General features: G+C 64.5%; 22 protein-coding genes. 8 read left to right on the top strand and 14 right to left on the bottom strand.

Features of this window, described 5'->3' with window-relative positions; translation table 11 throughout:
- Positions 1–10: 10 nt before the first annotated feature.
- The 4 genes from ACOZ35_RS04180 to ACOZ35_RS04165 all read right to left on the bottom strand — a co-directional run bounded on the left by ACOZ35_RS04180 (position 11) and on the right by ACOZ35_RS04165 (position 3,717).
- On the bottom strand, positions 11–2,206 hold the full coding sequence (locus ACOZ35_RS04180; protein WP_424015204.1) for a type B DNA-directed DNA polymerase: 2,196 nt from the start codon (positions 2,204–2,206) through the stop codon (positions 11–13).
- Between the two features lie 2 nt (positions 2,207–2,208).
- Positions 2,209–2,487 carry a hypothetical protein gene (locus ACOZ35_RS04175; RefSeq protein WP_424015203.1) on the bottom strand — a complete coding sequence of 93 codons (279 nt, stop codon included), beginning with the start codon at positions 2,485–2,487 and terminating at the stop codon, positions 2,209–2,211.
- Entirely contained in the window at positions 2,487–3,185 is a 699-nt protein-coding gene (locus tag ACOZ35_RS04170) for a hypothetical protein (protein ID WP_424015202.1), read from the bottom strand. The genes ACOZ35_RS04175 and ACOZ35_RS04170 overlap by 1 nt, the downstream gene beginning before the upstream one ends.
- 82 nt (positions 3,186–3,267) lie before the next feature.
- A complete protein-coding gene (locus tag ACOZ35_RS04165; protein WP_424015201.1) occupies positions 3,268–3,717 on the bottom strand; it encodes a DUF6653 family protein in 450 nt (149 codons plus the stop codon).
- A 64-nt stretch (positions 3,718–3,781) separates the two neighbouring features.
- Here ACOZ35_RS04165 and ACOZ35_RS04160 point away from each other — a divergent pair, with 64 nt between their 5' ends.
- On the top strand, positions 3,782–3,994 hold the full coding sequence (locus ACOZ35_RS04160) for a hypothetical protein (protein ID WP_424015200.1): 213 nt from the start codon (positions 3,782–3,784) through the stop codon (positions 3,992–3,994).
- Between the two features lie 45 nt (positions 3,995–4,039).
- Positions 4,040–4,168: a hypothetical protein gene (locus ACOZ35_RS04155; protein ID WP_424015199.1), complete on the top strand. Its 129-nt coding sequence runs from the start codon at positions 4,040–4,042 to the stop codon at positions 4,166–4,168.
- A gap of 77 nt (positions 4,169–4,245) precedes the next feature.
- Here ACOZ35_RS04155 and ACOZ35_RS04150 read toward each other — a convergent pair whose 3' ends face one another.
- From ACOZ35_RS04150 to ACOZ35_RS04135, 4 genes are all read right to left on the bottom strand, one after another.
- Complete coding sequence (locus ACOZ35_RS04150; protein WP_424015198.1) at positions 4,246–5,061, bottom strand: uracil-DNA glycosylase family protein; 816 nt, start codon at positions 5,059–5,061, stop codon at positions 4,246–4,248.
- Between the two features lie 91 nt (positions 5,062–5,152).
- Positions 5,153–5,848 carry a hypothetical protein gene (locus ACOZ35_RS04145; RefSeq protein ID WP_424015197.1) on the bottom strand — a complete coding sequence of 232 codons (696 nt, stop codon included), beginning with the start codon at positions 5,846–5,848 and terminating at the stop codon, positions 5,153–5,155.
- A gap of 12 nt (positions 5,849–5,860) precedes the next feature.
- A complete protein-coding gene (locus ACOZ35_RS04140) occupies positions 5,861–6,994 on the bottom strand; it encodes a hypothetical protein (RefSeq protein ID WP_424015196.1) in 1,134 nt (377 codons plus the stop codon).
- Positions 6,991–8,073: a hypothetical protein gene (locus ACOZ35_RS04135; RefSeq protein ID WP_424015195.1), complete on the bottom strand. Its 1,083-nt coding sequence runs from the start codon at positions 8,071–8,073 to the stop codon at positions 6,991–6,993. Before ACOZ35_RS04135 ends, ACOZ35_RS04140 begins: the two co-directional genes overlap by 4 nt.
- 509 nt (positions 8,074–8,582) lie before the next feature.
- On the opposite strand from ACOZ35_RS04135, the gene ACOZ35_RS04130 reads away from it, so the two are divergent.
- A complete protein-coding gene (locus ACOZ35_RS04130) occupies positions 8,583–8,867 on the top strand; it encodes a hypothetical protein (protein WP_424015194.1) in 285 nt (94 codons plus the stop codon).
- 37 nt (positions 8,868–8,904) lie between these two features.
- On the opposite strand, the gene ACOZ35_RS04125 is transcribed toward ACOZ35_RS04130, so the two are convergent.
- The gene (locus ACOZ35_RS04125) at positions 8,905–9,144 is read right to left on the bottom strand and encodes a transcriptional regulator (protein ID WP_424015193.1); all 240 of its coding nucleotides are present in this window, start codon (positions 9,142–9,144) and stop codon (positions 8,905–8,907) included.
- Positions 9,145–10,098: 954 nt separating this feature from the next.
- On the opposite strand from ACOZ35_RS04125, the gene dhaK reads away from it, so the two are divergent.
- From dhaK to ACOZ35_RS04110, 3 genes are read left to right on the top strand one after another with little or no spacing between them, the layout of a single operon-like run.
- Positions 10,099–11,097, top strand: a complete 999-nt coding sequence (gene dhaK / locus ACOZ35_RS04120) for a dihydroxyacetone kinase subunit DhaK (RefSeq protein WP_424015192.1) — start codon at positions 10,099–10,101, stop codon at positions 11,095–11,097.
- Entirely contained in the window at positions 11,094–11,852 is a 759-nt protein-coding gene (dhaL, locus tag ACOZ35_RS04115; protein WP_424015191.1) for a dihydroxyacetone kinase subunit DhaL, read from the top strand. Before dhaK ends, dhaL begins: the two co-directional genes overlap by 4 nt.
- The gene (locus tag ACOZ35_RS04110) at positions 11,852–12,265 is read left to right on the top strand and encodes a PTS-dependent dihydroxyacetone kinase phosphotransferase subunit DhaM (protein ID WP_424015190.1); all 414 of its coding nucleotides are present in this window, start codon (positions 11,852–11,854) and stop codon (positions 12,263–12,265) included. The genes dhaL and ACOZ35_RS04110 overlap by 1 nt, the downstream gene beginning before the upstream one ends.
- A gap of 30 nt (positions 12,266–12,295) precedes the next feature.
- Here the strand turns inward: ACOZ35_RS04110 and ptsP are convergent, their stop codons facing one another.
- The 4 genes from ptsP to ACOZ35_RS04090 form a co-directional block, all read right to left on the bottom strand.
- A complete protein-coding gene (gene ptsP / locus ACOZ35_RS04105) occupies positions 12,296–14,050 on the bottom strand; it encodes a phosphoenolpyruvate--protein phosphotransferase (RefSeq protein WP_424015189.1) in 1,755 nt (584 codons plus the stop codon).
- Positions 14,047–14,391 (bottom strand): HPr family phosphocarrier protein, encoded by a 345-nt coding sequence (locus tag ACOZ35_RS04100; RefSeq protein WP_424015188.1) that lies wholly within the window; start codon positions 14,389–14,391, stop codon positions 14,047–14,049. Before ACOZ35_RS04100 ends, ptsP begins: the two co-directional genes overlap by 4 nt.
- A gap of 99 nt (positions 14,392–14,490) precedes the next feature.
- Positions 14,491–15,693: a redox-regulated ATPase YchF gene (locus ACOZ35_RS04095; RefSeq protein ID WP_424015187.1), complete on the bottom strand. Its 1,203-nt coding sequence runs from the start codon at positions 15,691–15,693 to the stop codon at positions 14,491–14,493.
- A 98-nt stretch (positions 15,694–15,791) separates the two neighbouring features.
- Complete coding sequence (locus ACOZ35_RS04090) at positions 15,792–16,049, bottom strand: DUF5789 family protein (RefSeq protein WP_424015186.1); 258 nt, start codon at positions 16,047–16,049, stop codon at positions 15,792–15,794.
- Positions 16,050–16,171: 122 nt separating this feature from the next.
- On the opposite strand from ACOZ35_RS04090, the gene ACOZ35_RS04085 reads away from it, so the two are divergent.
- Positions 16,172–16,750, top strand: coding sequence for a universal stress protein (locus ACOZ35_RS04085; RefSeq protein ID WP_424015185.1), 579 nt, complete (start codon positions 16,172–16,174; stop codon positions 16,748–16,750).
- A gap of 34 nt (positions 16,751–16,784) precedes the next feature.
- Here the strand turns inward: ACOZ35_RS04085 and ACOZ35_RS04080 are convergent, their stop codons facing one another.
- A complete protein-coding gene (locus ACOZ35_RS04080) occupies positions 16,785–17,786 on the bottom strand; it encodes a biotin--[acetyl-CoA-carboxylase] ligase (RefSeq protein WP_424015184.1) in 1,002 nt (333 codons plus the stop codon).
- Positions 17,787–17,881: 95 nt separating this feature from the next.
- Here ACOZ35_RS04080 and ACOZ35_RS04075 point away from each other — a divergent pair, with 95 nt between their 5' ends.
- Positions 17,882–18,322 (top strand): 2Fe-2S iron-sulfur cluster-binding protein, encoded by a 441-nt coding sequence (locus ACOZ35_RS04075; protein ID WP_424015183.1) that lies wholly within the window; start codon positions 17,882–17,884, stop codon positions 18,320–18,322.
- The last annotated feature ends 48 nt before the right edge of the window (positions 18,323–18,370 follow it).

The raw sequence follows: 18,370 nt of genomic DNA, 5'->3' as shown, positions 1-18,370 counted from the left end.
CCGAGGAGTCTCAGTAGCTCGCCAACGTCTCGTCGGTGGTTCCGGCGAGGTAATCGCTGATCTCCCCCTCGCGCCATCCGACCGGAGCAAGCACGCTCTCGACGGCGCGCACTGCGGCGTCCTCGTACCACGCGACGTCGTAGCGGTCGACGTCCTCGAACGCCAGCCGGACGCGCGCCGGGCCGCGAGCGTCCGCGTCGACAACGACGTACCGAACCGTCTGCCCGGGCGCCAACCCGGCCCCCTCGATCTGCGCCCGTTTCAGGGCGGCCACGGTGAGCGTCTCCCGCGAGTAATTGTCCACGTCCTTCGACACGCGGTTGTCGACGACGAGGTCGGCGGAATCGACCGCTCCGTCCTGTAACTCGCGGAGGCGGCGTCGAAGCGCGTCGCACACCGCTTCCGGAGAGCGCGTCTCGTCGAAGACGCGGAGCGCCTCGCGCTGGACGTCCTCGACCCACGCGGGGGTCGAGCGCTGGCGGCCCTCGATCCCGCGGGTCTTGACCGCGTCGCCGAGTCCGGTCTCGGGGTACGTCTCTCCGCGTCGCTTCCCGAAGTAGCGCGTCAGCGCGCCTGACGACGAGTGCCTCGTCGGGCAGAACGCCACCCAGTCGAACGCGCACTCGTACTCCAGCTCGACGCCGGCCTCCCGGCTTATCTCGTCGGCGACCGTGGTCAGCGGGCGCTGCTCGCGGCCCTCGGCGGGCGTCACCCAGATGGAGTCGACGATGCCGTGGAGGACGCGCCAGCCGGCCGCCTCCAGCGTGGTCTTCGCGTCGAGGAGGAGCTCGCGGGCGTAGGCGTTGATCGCCTCGTGGCACTCGATGCGGCCGAACTTGGCGTTGCTGAACCCCTGGTAGCCGAAACAGGAGACGAGGATCCACTTGATCGCCGACGAGGCGGCCGCCAGCCGCTCGCGCTCGTCGCCGGCGGCGTCGGCGAGGGCCGCGAGGTCAGCTTTGATCTCGCTGCGCGCGTCGATGAGCGGTCCCAGCACGTCCGGCAGGTAGCCGTCGCGGTCGCAGACCGAGTAGCCGAGCCCCGGGACGTCGTCGGTGGCGCAACACCCGCAGCGGACGGTCTCGGGCGAGAGGTTCCGGGTTCGGATGATGTTCGGGTACAGCGACGCGAAGTCGAGCTCGTGGACGTCCTCGTGGACGCCGACCTCGGGGGCGAGCGTCGTCCCGCCGCGGTCGGCGTCGTCGAGCGTCCGCGCCGACTTGAACAGCTCCGGGCGCCACGCCCGCCAGGGGACGACCACGTCGCGGCGCCGGGCCTCGCGGATCTGCATCGCCGTCAGCACCCGGCCGATGGAGGCCCAGCCGAGCTCCTGGAGGGGCAGCCCGGAGCGTTCGACGAGGTCGAGACAGCCCGCAAGCCCCGATTCGTGGTAGAAGAAGGAGTTGGACTCGTCGAGGACGACGCGCCCGGGCACCGCGTACCGCGCCGGCGAGTGGCCCACCCGCCCGTAGGAGGTGTACGTCGATTCGCTGGCGAGCTTCGTGTACCCCGGGCGGCGGCCGAGCTCGAGGTCGACCCCGACCGCGTCGGCCGCCTCGAACAGCAGCGGGACGAGGTCGGCGGTCGAGACGATCATCACGTCGGGGTCGCGGCCGTCGAGCGCGGTCCGGACGTTCGCGACGACCTCTCCCGGCGACGACCCGACCCGCTCGCCGTCGACCGTGAGGGACGGGAGCGACTCGACGCCCGACTCGTGGCGGGGGCGTTCCAAGCGCATGGTCCGGAGGTCGCGAACCGATCGGTCGGGCGCGGCCGGCGTGTCCGTTTCGAGGCAGTACCGGAGTTCGCGCGTGAGGTCGACGTCGTAGCAGGTGTACGCGTCCGGGCGGTCGAACCGCCGGACCCGCTTCGCGATCGTCCGGACGGCGTCGATTGACGCCGCGTCGACGCGGAGGAGCGGGCGGGCGGTCGTCCGGAACGTCTGGCGGTGCGACTCGACGCCGAGCGCGTCGACCGCCGCCTGCCCGTCGAGGAAGGACCGGAGGTCGCACAGCGCGTCCGAGAGCCCGTCGCGGGCGGGCGGCGTCGGGTCGGGGCCGCCCTCGCGGCCGTAGAGGTCGTCGACCGGGTCGCCGATGAACAGCGTCGGGCGGTAGTTCTCGCGGACCTCGCGGGCGACGCCGTCCGGCGTGAGCCGCCACTCGGCGACGCGCCCCTCGGCGAGGTGGTCGACCGTGAGGACCACGGCTACGCGTCGGCGAGCGCGTCGACCCGCGACTCGAGTTCGGCGATCCGCGATTCGAGCTCGGCGATGCGGCGCTCCTGTTCGAGCGCGATCGCCATCCACACCGGCGCCAGCGGGTCGGCGTGGTTGAGGTGGCCGGCGGCGTCGGCGCGGTCGCGGGCGTAGGCGAACAGCCGGTCGAACCGGGCCTGGTCCCCGCGGCGCAGCGCGCGACGGAACGGGCCCCACTCGTCTTCGATCGCCGTCAGCCGGTCCCGGTACGTCGGGGTCGTCCGGCCCATCAGCGGGCCCCCGCCGCGGCGACCGGGCGATCGAGCGCTGCGGACTCGTACATCCGGGCGCGGTGTTCGAGGACCTCGCGCCAGTACGCGAGCGTCGTCTGTATCCAGCCGTCCGCCCCGTGGTACACGAGCGTCTCCGTCTCGCCCTCGGTATCCTCGAAGCGCGGGCCGAACGCCGTCGCCCGGCACGCGAGGTGCGTCTCGGCGGCGCGGCGGAGTGGACGCGAAAACTCGTCGTCGCGGCAGCGCGTCACGAGGACGGGGGCGTCGTGGACGCGGGCGACGCGCGCGACCGACGCGACGGCGCGGATGAACATCGCCTCGGCGACGTCGCCGTCGACGTCGGCGTCGCGGTAGCGCGCGTCGAGGCCGGTCGCGAGGACGACCGACGGCGATTCCCGGGCCGCGAGCCGGCCGGCCAGCCGGTCGAGCAGCGCTGTGTGCTGGTGGGCCGTGAACCCGCGGGCGACCTCGACGCGGTCGAGGACGCGGTCGGCCGGGGCGAGCTCCCGGAGGCGCGTCGTGTTCGCTCGGTTCGCGCCGTCGACCCAGAACGCCGGGCCGTCGCTCCCGAGCACGCGGTCGAGCAGCAGCGCCTGGACTGGCGTGACGCCGAGGTCGTCGTCGACGTCGACGAGCGTGACCCCCGGTGCGAGCTCCGGGAGGTCCGCGGTCGGTCGATTGGAACGAGTGGACATGTGAGTGCGAACGGGGAGACGACAAAAAGGGGTGAGCCATACCCGGGGAGTGAAAGTGGAAGTGGCGAGCGGCGGGGCGCGTTCAGTCCTCTCGCGGTTCGGCGTCGTCGTATCGCCGGACCAGCGCGCCGACGTACCAGAACTTCAGCGCCATCGCGAGCGCTCCGGCGAGGCCGGCCCGGAGGGGTCGCCGGCGGTACGCGGCGACGAACGCGTACACCGAGACGGGGACGTTGAGCAGGTTGAGCCAGTTCGGGTAGGTGCGGTCGAAGAGGCCCGCCTTCCGTTCGCGCGACCACCAGCGCTCGGCCAGCACCACGCGAGTCATCCAGGCGTCGTCGTCGTCCGGCGGGGAGAACAGGATCGGGTTCACCGCGGTGAACAGGAGCGCAGCGCCCGCGAGTCGCGGCTTCCGGTGATAGACGGCGAAGAGGAGCGCCGGCAGCAGGACCGTGCGACTCCAGCCGCTCTTCGGATTGGAGTGGCGGCGCCAGAACCGCTCCTCGAAGTCGTCCGGCAGGGTGGGGGCCATGCGTGAGCGTGTCTCCGAGCGAGCAAATAGCTTCGTCCGAGTCAGGAGGTGTCGCGCATACGCGGTGATTTTCGACTGTCTCGGCGAGTTCGCAGAGCGATTCGGGGACGTGGTCGTCGAGAACCTTGACTGGGCCGACGTCTTCGAGAAGTGCGACAGCGAGGACACCGTGTTCTACTGCGCCTCGCCGTACGTCGACTGCGAAGATTACTATCTCGTGAACACGATCGGCCACGAGGCGCTCGTCGACGGGCTCGCAGGATTGGAGGGTGACTGAATCTGCTCGTACGAGGACCTGTCAGAGACCATTAAGGACGTGTGCGTGCTCGACCGCGACGAGAAGCGGTTCATCAACAGCGGGAAGCGTGGCGAGGCGAAGGACGCCAAAGAGCGGTTGGTGATGAGCTTTGAGCCGAATAAGAGTGGTATGGGCGATGAAACACCCGCATAGACACAATTGGAAACTCTGGGCTGGTGTTCACGTAGCACATCACGCCGACTGCTAACGAGTCGTTCTTTTAGTCCGGATCAGATTTCACCGCTCTTTACTTGAGAGACAAGGTCGTCTGCGAATAATTTGTAATAGCGCTCGGAATCGTTCTTTCCACTCAGGCCACTCAGATCGACTTCTTCCTTCGTTTCAGGCCGCACACCCCGAGACGGATGCGCAGTTGGGATGTATTTGAAACTGAAGCCGTCAACATCGAGCACTCTAAGCCCGGATGCTGAGGTACCGGTCGCGATCGGTCTATTAAATCCGCCTCCCAGCGAGTCGACATCAAATACGTCAGAGAAGATACGATAGACATCCGATCCAAGTCCAACAACATAGCCCGGATCAACCGCAGAGAGTTCTTCAGCAAGATACCCCTCGTGATTATCTCCAATCCCCGCACACTGTTTCTCTGCTGAGCGGTTATTCTGTGCCAGTTCATTACATTTCTTAGCTTGAGTCCAGTAAGCCGATAACTCGGAATCAATTCGCTCGAATAGTGGTTTGGTCAGAGATAGGCTTCCCGCGTTATCTGGGACTTCGCTTATGTCTGGATTCCGAACATCCTCAAATGAGTTCATTGTATGGTTCGTTTCGTTGTCCCCCTCGTCTCCGATACTACCTCTCCCCGGTTCATGGCCAAGAATCACAACCTCAACGTCGTCAAGATCTCCATCGCCGTACCAGGGGCGGTGACCGTGAGAGCTCTGTCGCGTGTTGCGATCTCCTGGAAAGTCAGATCGATTCGACCAGTGTGCTGGACAGTCTTCACACTGATTCTTTCCGTTTCTTGGTGTCCAATTGTCCCAAAGCCGGTTACAAAATTCAAGTGTCGTCTCACTTGGTACCATGCGAACTGATATTAGCCTATCATAATGAATGTGTAGGATTAGTTTTAAAAAAACGATCAGGCTGGGGACACTCGCGTAGTCGGAGACCCTGTCAGCTCTCTTCAGTAAATATCTCTAGCTCGGCTGTATCGTATCCGTACTTCTCCATTACCTGTCTAATCCGCCGAACACAGTCTTTTGCGGACAAATTGGTTTCGAGGTACAGCTCGGTGTCCGGTATCTTTTGAGGTCGAATGAGATCAGATTGATCGCCTTCTTTGGCGAAGTATGTCCGTGTTCGCCCTTGGATTTCCATGATCCGGTCGTGGTCGTCGACGTCGTGAAGTATCTGTGTGACCGCGGTCGTGAGCGTTTCCCCCCAAGTGTCGACGTCGTGCGTCTCGCCGAGGATCTTGATCACCGAAGGCGTCGTCCCGGTGTAATCGTCGACGTCGTCGGGCTCGCTCGACGCCGACTCCGTGGCGAGGTCGTCGCGACTGACGTTCCGGAGGAGCATGTTGACCGTCTCGGCGAACTCCTGGTACGCGCCTTGGAGGAAGACGAACTTCTCGCTCTGTTTGTCGTAGGCGTACTTCTCGGCGATCGCGTGGACGCCGCGCTCGGCGGTGGAGAGGGTCTTTTCGGGGTTCGGCGTCCACATGTCGAGCAGTTCGATGTCGCGGTTGCCCCGGCTGTACTGTCGGAGGGTGTTGTCGATGTCGGTGGACTTGCCGATCTTGATGTCCATGATTTTGAGCCCGGAGTATTCGAGGTGAGAAATCCGAATCGCGTAGACCACGTCGCTCATAGGCAGTCTCGTCTATTCGACTTCAGTAGAACTGAAGTCGCTCAGTCCTTTCTGACCCGTGCTAAACTCAGACTTTGCTTGCTCAAAGGCTTGAATTTGTAGCCGGTTCTCAGCCACTTTTTCAATATACTTAGTGAATACTGCATCTTCTGCCGTCTTGGCATCGTCAGATCCTTTATACATTATGCGGTAATCACTTCTATCAAGCTTGGGACTCGATTTTGAGAAGATTCCAATTTGAACACCAGTAGTAAGCATGTCTCTAACCGCGCTATCTATCATTTCGTCTTTTTTAGGTTCAGGCGTGCTAAGCTTGAGTTTTTCAGCAAATTTGCTTTTAAACTCTGATCTTGTGAATTCAAGAGGTTCCTCAGCATCTTCGTAGATGTCTTTTCCACGAACAAGTCGGTATACCACGTTTGACAGAGGTACCACCTGATCAGTACCTAAAGTGTACTCAATAGGATTTTCCGCAACATCATAATCAAAGCAATTCTGTATGACATCCAATAATTCCTTGTGGATCAACTCGCCACCTTCATGACATATTTCCGACATCCCATTCTTTTTCACAGACCAAACCGCATACTCTGATGGGTTACAACGCCCGTTTAATTCCGAAAAGGAGAGGCTACCGTAGTCTTCTGGCTTGATTAACGTGATGTACTGTATCTCGTCAAGAGTTTTTGATCCCGCGCCAATCTGATCCAGAATTTTATCTCTGTTGGACGGGTCACTGAATGTAGAATGTATACTGTTTATATTGGAGATCCAGCTGGGGACTGTCGAGTCATCGACCTCACATGCGACGACACACAATTGAACTCGACTGAATTCCCTTGTTCTAGCAAGTAGCACATCAGCCCCATTGTCGAGACCGACTTCCTCTGAAAGAGGATCTACACATGAAAACTTGAATCCACTCTCGGAACCGGGTGCTCTACTTGTTTGATGGAACCCAGATGAAACTGCTCTGACCAGATCTACATGCTCCTGTTCAAGACTGATGTCCGTTTGAACTGACGGCTTGATTTCTTCAACCTTGTTATCGTCCAAGATCTCTTCATATCGCTCCTTGAATCGAGCTTTTTTATTCGAATGGAAACGCTCAGCGTAATCATTCACATCTGGTAGATCCGAGATCATAGTGCGATAGGCTGAGCATTTGAATCAATATGGTCGCTTACAAAGCTGTAGATGCGCATAAACTGGCTAAATGTCGTATGCTCTCGTGGATAGACCCGGATCAAGTCATTTTTCGTCCTCATTCCCGCTCTTCCGTATGAATTCTGATCGACGATTTCTGCACTAAATCCAGGGATATCACCAAACGAAGAAGTTAGACGAGAGAGTTCAAAATCCCAATCCCTCGATTGGATATTCGCAGCAAAATTATCTACATCCCGTCTTTCCAATCCACTCTCTAGCTTTATTCCCCAAGGCTCACTCATTTCCAAGTTCTGTTCGGAAACAAACTCGTTACTCACTTGATCGAAATCAGATGTCTTTATTTTGCTTTTGACCTCACGGAGACGATCAATCGACGATTGAATAATCGTAAGTGGTTCTGAGAGCCCAGAATTAATCGTAAATACGCCGTCATTTGTAATTCTAAACTTGAAACCATTTGGTTTCTTAAAACGGACATTCGTTGGGAAGACTCCGTACTTACTTTTCACTTCTTGGAATGTTCTCCTGCCATCTTCCCCGTAGTACTGTATGGTCCTTTCAAAATCAGGGCGTGTTATTCCACCAATCGTATCCTCTGACGTCGGGGAGTGGTGAGCAGTAAAGTACGGTATTCTCACATCAGGATGCTTATTAGCAATCCCTCTGCGGATAGTATCCATTTGCTTTTTTCCAACCCATAATCGGCTAACACTGCCCTCTCTTTTGAAATACGTATCAATTGTCGCTGGTAGATCCTTTGTCTTGGTCCCAGTTGTCAAGAACACCGGACAAAAGTCATTTATGTGTACATAGAAAGGCGTATTATTCGGGCCACCAGAGATTAATAAAAGATTTCCTAGGTCTCTGATTATTTCAAATGTAGGATTCAAACTGCTAACAAGTTGCTCCTTGCTCTCAAATTCAGAGATAGATCCGATTAAACTGAGTTTCCCCTCAATTTCCGCTAACTCTACATCTTCTTTGATGTAGTCTACGAAGTCGGGGAACTCTTCGTAGGATTCTGACCCAACATCTAGAAAATCTAGTTTGCTCATGTGTTTTGGTTACACGGGCTTTCGCGTTAGGAGGTAGCCCTCAGTCTTATCTACAGTTTAGTAGGCGCCCTGTTAAACATTTCTCAAGGAAATTTGATTATCATTCGTTCAACCGATTTAATAGACGTCTTCTCTCTCGGCGTAGATCTCCCGCTTCATCAAATAGGTCTTTGTGGTCAGACATTGGGAGCGTCTGGGTTGACTTATCTTTCGGGTCTTCCTCATGAATCATTCTAATAGTTGCTTTATGCCTAATGAGAGTTGAATAGAATTGGACAATCTCCTCTACGGTTTCTTGATCTAGCCGAGACAACGACTCTGTATTATTCTCATAAACTAGCGTAGGTAACGCTTCCGCGGGTGGGATCGCGTCGGGAGGAATTCGTTCCTTTGTAGGAGTTTTGTCCAAATCGTGTAAGCTGACAGGGAGTTTAGAAAGAGTCGATAGCTCACGCAGCTCCGCGACAAATGCCTTCTTTAGTCTCTTCCGCCGATCTTTCTCTCGTTTAATGTACAGCAAGAAACTTCCAAAGACCGTTAGAACCGCTGGTATCCAAACGCCATCAGCAAGCCCAACAAGTATATTCGGTATTTCAAATACGCTTGGCGTATTTTTAAATATTATTAGAAATAGTACGGAAGTAATTATGGATCCAAGTACAAAAGCAAGAGTTGACTTGCCGGTTATTGATATAACTCTCTTCAATATTGACACTGCTTTTGATCCACTCATTTTTGGGGACACTTGTACGATTTTACAACCCTATTCCAATGATATTAGGCCAGTATTCTAATTGAAGCATCGTGTATTGAGCTGTAGCCATCATCAATTCAACTGGATCTGTTCTGTAGATCATCAACAGCAACCTCCCCTGTAAGATAACTCTGACCAGAGTCTGTAATCTCGTATCTGCCGCGCTCGATTCGGTCAACAAGGCCTGCCTCTGACAATTTGGAGAGTCTTCTTCCTACAGCTTCTCGACTCTTGTCGATATTATACGCGATAATAGTAGGAGAAAGGACTAGACCCGCATCAAGCACCTCAAGGACTCGGTCATCCATGGGTGTCATCCAATCTGCGGGCTGGCGCATATCCTAAAACATTAATTGGCTCTCAAAATCCTACCGGATCGCTGATAATAATCACGGTACAGTGACTCAAAAATCACGCTTTAGTGATTAGATTTATCATCACGTAGTCGTGATTCCTCAATCACGGAAGCACTCTCGCGGACTCGTCGCTCCTCGATGGGTCCACTCTGAAAGGATGCGGACCCCGCTGCTAGGGACAGCGGGTCCGCGTGGGCTTCCGTGAGGTAGCACGAAAGCCATGTATGCCTTCGCCACTGGGGAGCAAGAATTCCCCGGACTGAACGCCGACGGATCGACACTGACTGACGAGTACCCGGCAGCGCTCGCGACGCTCGTCCGCGCCGATTGGGGAGCTACGGTTTGAGGTACACACCCACCGAACCCCTCATTTCGATTTCCCGCAACGATCCCGACCACAGCAGTTTACACGCAGTTCTCCGTCGGGCGGGGTATAGATCCCTTCGACAACGGCGGTAGCTGCGCGAACGGCCACTACTTCGCGTCGCCGAAGCAGGCGGGCGACGGGACCTATTATTGCCCCAAGTGCAACGTCAAGAACGTCTCGCCGGGCACGGACGACGTCACGGACAGCGGGCGCTGCCGGAAGGGCCACTACTTCGAGGCGCCGACACAGCTGGGCCACGGCGCGTTCGCCTGCCCGGCCTGCGAGTCGACCGACATCGAACCCAGCGACGAGGCGTTCGAGAACGGCAGCGTCTGCGAGAACGGCCACGAGTTCCGCGTGCCGGACCAGAGCGACGCCGGCGTGTTCCGCTGTCGGGAGTGCGGCAGCCTCGATCTGGAGCCGAACTGACCGCCGGCGGGCGCGGCGACGATTCCCCGGAGAAGGCTGCGACATCCCCGGAGGCAGGGGGGCGTAGACCCCCGGGGCCACTATGTTTAACCGGTCAGCGTGAGTCGGTAGCAACGACCATGAAGAAGCTGATCAACGATCCGGACGACGTCGTCGACGAGATGCTGGAGGGGATGACCGCGGCGCATCCCGACCGCCTGCGGCGCCTGCCGGACACGCAGGTGCTCGTGCGCGACGACGCGCCGGTCGACGACAAGGTGGCGCTGGTGACCGGGGGCGGCAGCGGCCACGAGCCGACCCACGCGGGGTACATCGGCGACGGGATGCTCGACGGGGCGGCCGCGGGCGACGTGTTCTCCTCGCCGACCGCCGACGAGTTCGAGGAGCTGATCGGCGCCTGCGACGCGGGCGACGGCGTCCTCGCGATCATCAAGAACTACGAGGGCGACGTGATGAACTTCGAGACCGCCATCGAGCTCGCGGAGATGGAGGGCGTCGAGGTCGAGAGCGTCGTGGTGAACGACGACGTCGCCGTCGAGGACTCGCTGTACACCTCCGGCCGCCGCGGCGTCTGCGGGACGATCCTCGTCCACAAGGCCGCGGGCGCGAAGGCCGCGCAGGGCGCCGACCTGTCCGAGGTCAAGCGCGTCGCCGAGAAGGTGGTCGACAACGTCGGCACGATGGGCACCGCGCTCACCTCCTGTGTCACCCCGGAGAAGGGCGAGCCCACCTTCGACCTCGGCGAGGACGAGATCGAGCTCGGCATCGGGATCCACGGCGAGCCCGGCACCGAGCGCACCGAGACGATGCCCGCCGACGAGATCACCGAGCACCTGACCGAGGCGGTCCTCGACGACCTCGACCTCGACGAGGGCCAGGAGGTACTTACGGTCGTCAACGGGATGGGCGCCACGCCGCAGATGGAGCTGTTCGTCCTCAACCGCCGGCTCCAGGAGCTGCTCGGCGAGCGCGGCCTCGAGACCTACGACGCGTGGGTCGGCGACTACATGACCTCGCTGGACATGGCCGGCGCGTCGATCACGGTGTGCGCGGTCGACGACGAGCTGAAGGAGCTGTTCGACGCGCCGGCCGACACCCCGGCGCTGACCGTCAAATGAGCGACGACGGAACGACCGGCGACGGGACGAGCGACGACGGACCGGCGGTCGTCGCCGCGGTCGAGGCGGTCGCCGAGCGCATCGAGGCGGAACGCGACCACCTCACGCAGCTCGACTCCGCCATCGGCGACGCCGACCACGGGGGCAACATGGCGCGCGGCTGGGCCGAGGCGGCCGACGCCGCGCGCGACCTCGACGACGCGGACGCCGAGACCGTCGCGAAGACGGTCGGCAAGACGCTGATGGGCGAGGTCGGCGGCGCCTCCGGCCCGCTGTTCGGCGGGTCGCTCGTGTTCGCGGCGGCCGAGCTCGACGAGGGGATCACCCCCGAGACCGCGGTCGCGTTCGCGGAGACCTACCTGGAGAAGGTCGAGGACCGCGGCGACGCGCGCGTCGGCGACCAGACGATGGTGGACGCGCTGACGCCCGCGGTCCACACGTTCAAGAAGTCGATCGAGACCGACGACCTCCCGCCGATCGAGGCGCTCGCGAAGGCCGTCGACGCCGCCGAGCGCGGCGTCGCGTTCACGGTCCCGATCAGAGCCCGAAAGGGCCGCGCCTCCTACCTCGGCTGGCGCTCCGTCGGCCACCAGGACCCGGGCGCGACGAGCGCGCTGTTCATCCTCGAAGAGCTGCTCGCGGTCGCCGCGGCGCGACTCGACGTCGACGTGCCCGAAACGGACGCGACCTCGCCGACGATCCCGGACGAGGATCCGGACGAGGCGAGCGACGACCCCGCCCCGGAGGACGACTGATGGTCGGGCTCGTCGTCGTCTCGCACAGCGAGCGCGCCGCCGAGGGGATCGCGGAGGTCGCCGCCGAGATGGCCGGCGACACCCGCATCGAACCGGTTGGCGGCGACGGGAAGGGCGGTATCGGCACCGTCCCGGACGCGATCGAGGACGCCATCGACGCCGCGGCCGGGGGTGCGGGAGGCGATGGCGACGCGGGGGACGGAGGCGATGGCGTCGTCGTCCTCGTCGACCTCGGCAGCGCGGTGATGAACGCGGACGTCGCGGTCGAGCTGAGCGACGCGGAGGCAGTCATCGCGGACGCGCCCGTCCTCGAGGGCGCGGTGAACGCGGCGGTCGCGGCCACCGACCCGTCGGCCACGATCGAATCCGTCCGCGAGCAGGCGGAGGCGGCCCGCGACATCGAGAAGCTGTAAGCCGAGGACGGCCTTTTATTCCGGGTCGGTCTACGCCGCGCGGTCGTCGAGGCCCAGCACGTCCAGCACCTCGCGGCGCGTCTCGCAGGCGAGCGCGTCGGCCGCGAGCGACCGGGCGTCGTCCCCGTCGACCTGGCGGACCCGGCGTTTCACGTCCGGGACCGTCACCGCGCTCATGCTGAGCTCGTCGAAGCCGAGGCCGACGAGCAGGTCCGTCAGTGCCGGGTCGCCCGCCATCTCGCCGCACATTCCCACCCACGCGTCGGCGCCCGCGTCCTCGACCGCCGCAGTCGTGCGGTCGAGCGCGCGCAACACCGCCGGATGGAGCGGGTCGTGGTAGTCGGCCACGGCGTCGTTCCCGCGGTCGGCAGCCATCACGTACTGCGCGAGGTCGTTCGTCCCGACGCTCAGGAAGTCGAGGCGCTCGGCGAGCGCGTCCGCGAGGAACGCCGCCGCCGGCGTCTCGACCATCGCGCCCAGCTCGGGGACCGCGTGGTCGACGCCCTCGCTCGCGAGGTCGTCGGCGACCTCCTCGACGGCGTCGACCGCGCGCTCGACCTCATCGACCCGCGTGACCAGCGGGAACATCACGGCCAGCCCGTCGCCGTCCTCGGTCGCCGCGGCGCGCAGCAGCGCCCGGAGCTGCGTCTCGAAGAGGTCGGCGTGCTCGTTGAGCGACAGCCGAATTCCGCGCCGCCCGAGGAACGGGTTCTCCTCGTCGGGGAGGTCGAGATACGGGACCGGCTTGTCCCCGCCGACATCGAGCGTTCGGACGACGACGCGGTCGTCCGGGAACGACGACAGCGCGGCCGTCACGGCCTCGTACTGCTCGTCCTCGCTCGGCGGCGCCTCGCGGTCGACGAAGAGGAACTCGGTCCGGAACAGCCCGATCCCGTCCGCGCCGCGCTCGGCTGCCGGAGCCAGTTCGGCCTCGCCGCCCACGTTGGCCGCGACCTCGACGGGCCGGCCGTCGCTCGTCTCGACGCGCTCGCGGATCGCCTCCGGGCCCGCTTCCCGGACCGCGGCGCGCCGCTCCTCGTCGGGGTCGACGACGACCGTTCCGGCCTCGCCGTCGACGAGGACCGTCTCGCCGTCCGCGACAGATTCGAGTTCGGCGCCGACGCCGACGACCGCGGGGATCGCGAGCGACCGCGCGATGATCGCGGCGTGGGAGGTCCGACCTCCTTCGACCGTCGCGATCCCGGCGACTGCGTCGGGGTCGAGCGCGGCGGTGTCGCTCGGCGTGAGGCGCTCCGCGAGCAGGATCGTCCCGTCGGGGAGCGCGGCGAGGTCAGTGACGGCTGGATCGGCGGCGGCCGGGTCGTCGGTGCCCGGGCCGCCGTTGTCCGCGCCGAGGAGCGCGCGAAGCAGCCGGTCGCGCACGTCGCGCAGGTCGTCGGCGCGCTCCGCCATCCGCCCCTCCATCCCCTCGAACTGCGCGACGGCCTCGTCGAACCGGTCCGCGACGGCGTGTGCCGCCGGCGTCCCCTCACCGATCGCGGCCTCGACGTCCTCGACGATCGTCGGGTCGTCGAGGAAGCTCTCGTGGGCCTCGAACACCGCCGCCTCCTCCTTGCCCACGCGCTCGGCCGTCCGGTCGCGGGCCTCGCGCAGGGCCTCGCGCACGTTGTCCCGAGCCGCCTCGTAGCGGTCCAGTTCCGCGGCGACGTCGACCGACTCGGGATCCGGGCGGTCGGGGAGCGTCAGGTCGTCGTCCGGGCGGTACCAGCGCGCCGTCCCGACGCCCGAGCGCGGCGTGCTGCCGACGCCGTCGAGCGTCCTCACGGCGCGTCCTCCCCGTCCGCGTCGCCGCCGTCCGTCTCGGTTCCCTCCCCGTCCGCCTCCTCCTCCGCCGGCTCCTCGACTGGGCTCGTGAGCAGGTCGCAGACCGCGTCCAGCGCCGCCTCGGCGTCGGAGCCCTCGGCGACCACGCGGACCGACTCGCCGTGCTCGACGTTGAGCCCGCTGACGGAGAGCATGCTGTCGGCGCGGACGAGGCCGTCGTCGCCGTCGTCGTCGCGGCCGATCGACACGTCGGCGTCGAATCGGTTCGCCGTCTGTACCAGCTTCGAGGCGGGTCGCGCGTGGATGCCGGCCTCGGGTTCGACCGTGACGGTCCGTTCCATGGAAGTGGGTTGGACCCTGGCGGGTAATAGCTGATCGGAGTCGCGGGGACCCGGACGCAGGGGTCGGAGCGGTCCGGGCCGACTACGATGCCGCCCCGGCTACGGCGCCGCCTGCTTCGTCGAGACCAGTTCGATCACGTCGCGGTGGGAGAGCTCGTTGTCGGCGCCGACCTGCCGGCCGCTCCGGCAGTCGGTGCCGTGGAGGAGCCCCTCGCCGATGTCCGAGTGGATGTGGTACGCGAAGTCCTCGGTGGTCGAGCCCTCCGGGAGGATGAAGCAGTCGCGGAACACGCCCTTCTCGTCTTTGCTCCCGTTCGCGGAGCCGGGGAAGACGGCGATACAGCCCAGCACGTCGAAGACGGCGGCTTCGAGCGCGCCCTGGACCCCGGTTCCGTCGTACTCGTCGACGAACTCACCGATCTGGTCGAGGCCGGTCTCCTGCTCGCCGGAGACGTCGCCGACGACGTCGAAGTCGCTCTCGCCGGGCGTGTAGTCGACGACGCCGGCGTCGTCCGCGTTTTTAAGCGCTTTCTCCGCGTGGGCGCTCGCGGGGACGAAGGAGAGGTGGTCGTAGTCGGGGTCGGTCGTTATCTCCTCCCAGTTCGCCTGGGCTTCCGGGGTGTCCATCTTGTTGGCGGCGACGACCATCGGCTTCGTCCGCTTGCGGATCTCGCGGGCCAGCTCGATCCGGTCCATCTCGTCCCACGTCTCCGGGTCGAGTTCCAGCCCCTCGGCGAGGATGACGCGCTTCATCCGGTCCTTGTCGATGCCGAACGCGGACATCTGGTCGGCGAGCTCGGCCTCGATCGCCGCGTCCGCGCCGTGGTAGCGTGTCTCGAACTTCTCTAACCCCTTCTCTAACACGTCGAGGTACCACGCGTCCAGCTCCTCCTCCAAGAAGTCGATGTCCTCGCGCGGGTCGTGGCCCTCGGTCGCCTCGCCCTCGATGTCCGTCTTGCCCGAGAAGTCGACGACGTGGATCAGCACGTCGGTCTCGTTGAGGTCGGTGAGGAACTGGTTGCCCAGCCCGCGCCCCTCGTGGGCGCCCGGGACGAGCCCGGCGACGTCGACAAGCTTGACGGGGACGAACCGCGTCCCCTCGCGGCAGACGCCGACGCTCGGCGTGCACGTCTCGTCGAACTCGGGCGCGGCACAGTCGACGCGGACGTACGCCTCGCCGACGGTCGGGTCGATGGTGGTGAACGGGTACGCGCCCTCCGGCACGTCGTTCATGGTCGCGGCGTTGAAGAACGTCGACTTCCCCACCGAGGGCTTGCCGACGAGACCGATCCGATAGCTCATTACCACCAGTGCGCGATCCGCGGTAAAAAGCGATGCGAGACGCGCCGTGGCGTGGTGAGCGGTGACGAGGATCGGGATCCGGGGCCGGTCGGGCGCGGTTACGCGTCGCCGTCGGACTGCCCCGGCTCGCCGAGCGCCTCGATCGGGAGGACGTTCTGGAGCGCGGCCTGCGCGTCGGCGGCGCTCGCGAACGTCTCCTGGTCGACGTCGGCGAGGAGGTCGCCGAGGTCGGCGTCGCCGTCGGCGAACAGCACCGTCGTGCCCGCGAACGACTCGGCGAGCGCCTCGCGGTCTGCGGGGTACTCGTGGTCTTCGAGCGTCGGTTCGAGCCGGGAGAGGTTGATCTCGTCGGTCATACCGTCCCATCGGCGGGACGAGGCATAAACGCGCGCCCTGGTATGGGTTCGACGGATACCGGCGAGAAACCGGCAAGAACCGCAAAGAGTTATCCGCCGTCGGTGACACGGTACATGTGAACATGCCCCTATACGACCGAATTCTGGTTCCGACCGACGGCTCCTCGGAGGGGGAGCTGGCGGTGTGCCACGCGCTCGACCTCGCCGCGGTCCACGGGGCCTCGGTCCGCGCGATCTACGTGGTCGACACCGCGCGGTACGCCGGGATGCCGATGGAAACGACTTGGGAGGGCGTCGGCGACCTGCTGTACGACGACGCGGAGGCCGCGCTCGAAACCGTGTGCGAATTCGCCGCGGACCGCGACGTCGACGTCGAGACGGCCGTCGTCGAGGGGTCGCCCAGCCGCGAGATCATCACGCACGCGGAGGAGACGGGCTGTGACCTCGTCGTGATGGGGACCCACGGCCGCGGCGGCATCGACCGACTGCTTCTCGGCAGCGTCGCGGAGAAGGTCGTCCGCGGCTCGTCGGTTCCGGTGTTGACCGTGCGGATCGGTGACGAGGAGGCCGCCGCGAGCGCGGCCGAGTCCGCGAGCGCGAGCGGCGCCGCGGGAGGCGAGGAGTCAGCGACCGCGGGCGGGACGGGGGCGGCCGGAACCGACGCGGACGGGTCGGTCTCCGACGCGACTGAGACGGGGTAGGAGGGCGCGGCGACCGCGCTCCGGCAGGCCGGACTCACTCCGCGTCGCGGAGGTGTTCGCAGTCGCCCGCGTGGACGCGCCGGCGCCCCTCCTCGGTGTCGACCACCAGCGCCCCCGGCTCCGCCACGTCGACCGCGGTGCCCTCCACGACCCCGTCCGCGGTGTCGACGCGAACGCGCCGGCCGAGCGTGCTCGCCCGCTCGCGCCACGCCGGGAGAACCCCGTCGAGCGCCGACGGCGACTTCGTCAGCTCCGCGTAGCGTTCGAGCAGCGTCGCGGCGAAGCGCCGCCGGTCGACCGGGGCGCCCTTCTCGGCCGACAGCGACGTCGCGCCCGCGGGCAGCGTCTCGGGGTCGATGTTGGCGTTGACACCGACCCCGACGACGAGCCAGCCGACCCGGTCGGCCTCGCCCTCCATCTCGGTGAGGATCCCCGCCAGCTTCCGGCCGCCGCGGCCGGTCGGGTCCGAGTCATCCGCCTCGTCCGATTCGTCCGCCTCGTCCGCCTCGTCCCCCACGAGCACGTCGTTCGGCCACTTGATCCGCGCGTCCACGCCGGCCTCGCGCGCGGCGTCGGTCGTCGCCACCGCGGCCGCGAGGGTGAAAAGGGGCGCCCGCGCGGTCGGCACGTCGGGGCGCGTCAGCACCGACAGCCAGACGCCGCCGCTCGGCGCCACCCACTCGCGGTCAAGGCGCCCCCGGCTCCCGGTCTGTTCGTCGGCGACCACCGCGACGTCGGCGGCGCCGTCTCCCACGAGCTCGCGGGCCCGCTCGTTCGTCGATCCGATCCGGTCGTGGTACTCCACCGAGTAGGGGGCGTCGAGCCCGAAGGCGATACCCGCCCCGGAGTAGCCCGGGTCGTCGGGGGCGACGTACCCCTCGGGCGTCGACTCGACGGCGAACCCCTCCTCGCGGAGCCCCTCGACGGCCTTCCAGACGGCCGCCCGCGAGACGCCGAGCGAGTCGGCGAGGGCGGGGCCGGAAACGGGGCCGTCGTCGACCGCGAGGGCGTCCAGCAACGCGCGCCGCGTGTCCATGTGGCCCGATTACCGCCCGCGCCGAAAGCCGTTCCGGGTCTCGAACGCCCGGGCGGGTCAGGCACGCTTTGTGCCCGGCGCGCGAAGGACCGGTGATGAGCGACGACGACCGCGGCGATGGAGACGGCGACCCCCGCGGTGGCGACAATGGCGGCGACGGCAGGGCTGACGACGAGTCCGAAACAGTCCCGCTCGTCGTCCTCGACGGCGACGAGCGCGTCGAGTTCGATGTCGAACGCGGCCGCAATCTCCGTCGGGTCCTCCTCGACGCCGGGCTGTCGCCGTACGCGCCCGCGACCCGCCGGTTCAACTGCGGCGGTCGCGGGCTCTGTGCCACCTGCGGCGTCCGCGTCCGCGAGGGACCGCCGGCCGACCACTGGCACGACCGCCTCGCCAACCGGTTCGGCTATCCACGGCTCTCCTGTCAGATCTCGGTCGACCGCCCGATGACGGTCGCGCTGGTCGACAAGCGCGTGTGGGGCGGGCGACGGTCTGACGCGGGAGAGGGGGAGGACGGCCCGGATAGCAGCCGCTGAGCGCGGCGAACCGACGGACCCCACACCTCGTTTCCGGTGAAACGGCGA

The organism is Halorubrum xinjiangense (assembly GCF_049604745.1).
Taxonomy (GTDB): Archaea; Halobacteriota; Halobacteria; order Halobacteriales; family Haloferacaceae; genus Halorubrum; species Halorubrum xinjiangense_A.
The sequence above is the reverse complement of the archived record's forward strand: the minus strand, read 5'-3'. Positions and strand labels throughout refer to the sequence as shown.

Bases quoted from the DNA above. Each gene is read 5' to 3' on its own strand.
- ACOZ35_RS04150 (WP_424015198.1), bottom strand. From the start codon at position 5,061: ATGGTACCAAGTGAGACGACACTTGAATTTTGTAACCGGCTTTGGGAC.
- ACOZ35_RS04090 (WP_424015186.1), bottom strand. From the start codon at position 16,049: ATGACCGACGAGATCAACCTCTCCCGGCTCGAACCGACGCTCGAAGAC.
- ACOZ35_RS04145 (WP_424015197.1), bottom strand. From the start codon at position 5,848: ATGAGCGACGTGGTCTACGCGATTCGGATTTCTCACCTCGAATACTCC.
- ACOZ35_RS04110 (WP_424015190.1), top strand. From the start codon at position 11,852: ATGGTCGGGCTCGTCGTCGTCTCGCACAGCGAGCGCGCCGCCGAGGGG.
- ACOZ35_RS04125 (WP_424015193.1), bottom strand. From the start codon at position 9,144: ATGACACCCATGGATGACCGAGTCCTTGAGGTGCTTGATGCGGGTCTA.
- ACOZ35_RS04130 (WP_424015194.1), top strand. From the start codon at position 8,583: ATGTACAGCAAGAAACTTCCAAAGACCGTTAGAACCGCTGGTATCCAA.
- ACOZ35_RS04140 (WP_424015196.1), bottom strand. From the start codon at position 6,994: ATGATCTCGGATCTACCAGATGTGAATGATTACGCTGAGCGTTTCCAT.
- ACOZ35_RS04175 (WP_424015203.1), bottom strand. From the start codon at position 2,487: ATGGGCCGGACGACCCCGACGTACCGGGACCGGCTGACGGCGATCGAA.
- ACOZ35_RS04135 (WP_424015195.1), bottom strand. From the start codon at position 8,073: ATGAGCAAACTAGATTTTCTAGATGTTGGGTCAGAATCCTACGAAGAG.
- ACOZ35_RS04095 (WP_424015187.1), bottom strand. From the start codon at position 15,693: ATGAGCTATCGGATCGGTCTCGTCGGCAAGCCCTCGGTGGGGAAGTCG.
- dhaK (WP_424015192.1), top strand. From the start codon at position 10,099: ATGAAGAAGCTGATCAACGATCCGGACGACGTCGTCGACGAGATGCTG.
- ACOZ35_RS04080 (WP_424015184.1), bottom strand. From the start codon at position 17,786: ATGGACACGCGGCGCGCGTTGCTGGACGCCCTCGCGGTCGACGACGGC.
- ACOZ35_RS04100 (WP_424015188.1), bottom strand. From the start codon at position 14,391: ATGGAACGGACCGTCACGGTCGAACCCGAGGCCGGCATCCACGCGCGA.
- dhaL (WP_424015191.1), top strand. From the start codon at position 11,094: ATGAGCGACGACGGAACGACCGGCGACGGGACGAGCGACGACGGACCG.
- ACOZ35_RS04085 (WP_424015185.1), top strand. From the start codon at position 16,172: ATGCCCCTATACGACCGAATTCTGGTTCCGACCGACGGCTCCTCGGAG.
- ACOZ35_RS04170 (WP_424015202.1), bottom strand. From the start codon at position 3,185: ATGTCCACTCGTTCCAATCGACCGACCGCGGACCTCCCGGAGCTCGCA.
- ACOZ35_RS04075 (WP_424015183.1), top strand. From the start codon at position 17,882: ATGAGCGACGACGACCGCGGCGATGGAGACGGCGACCCCCGCGGTGGC.
- ACOZ35_RS04165 (WP_424015201.1), bottom strand. From the start codon at position 3,717: ATGGCCCCCACCCTGCCGGACGACTTCGAGGAGCGGTTCTGGCGCCGC.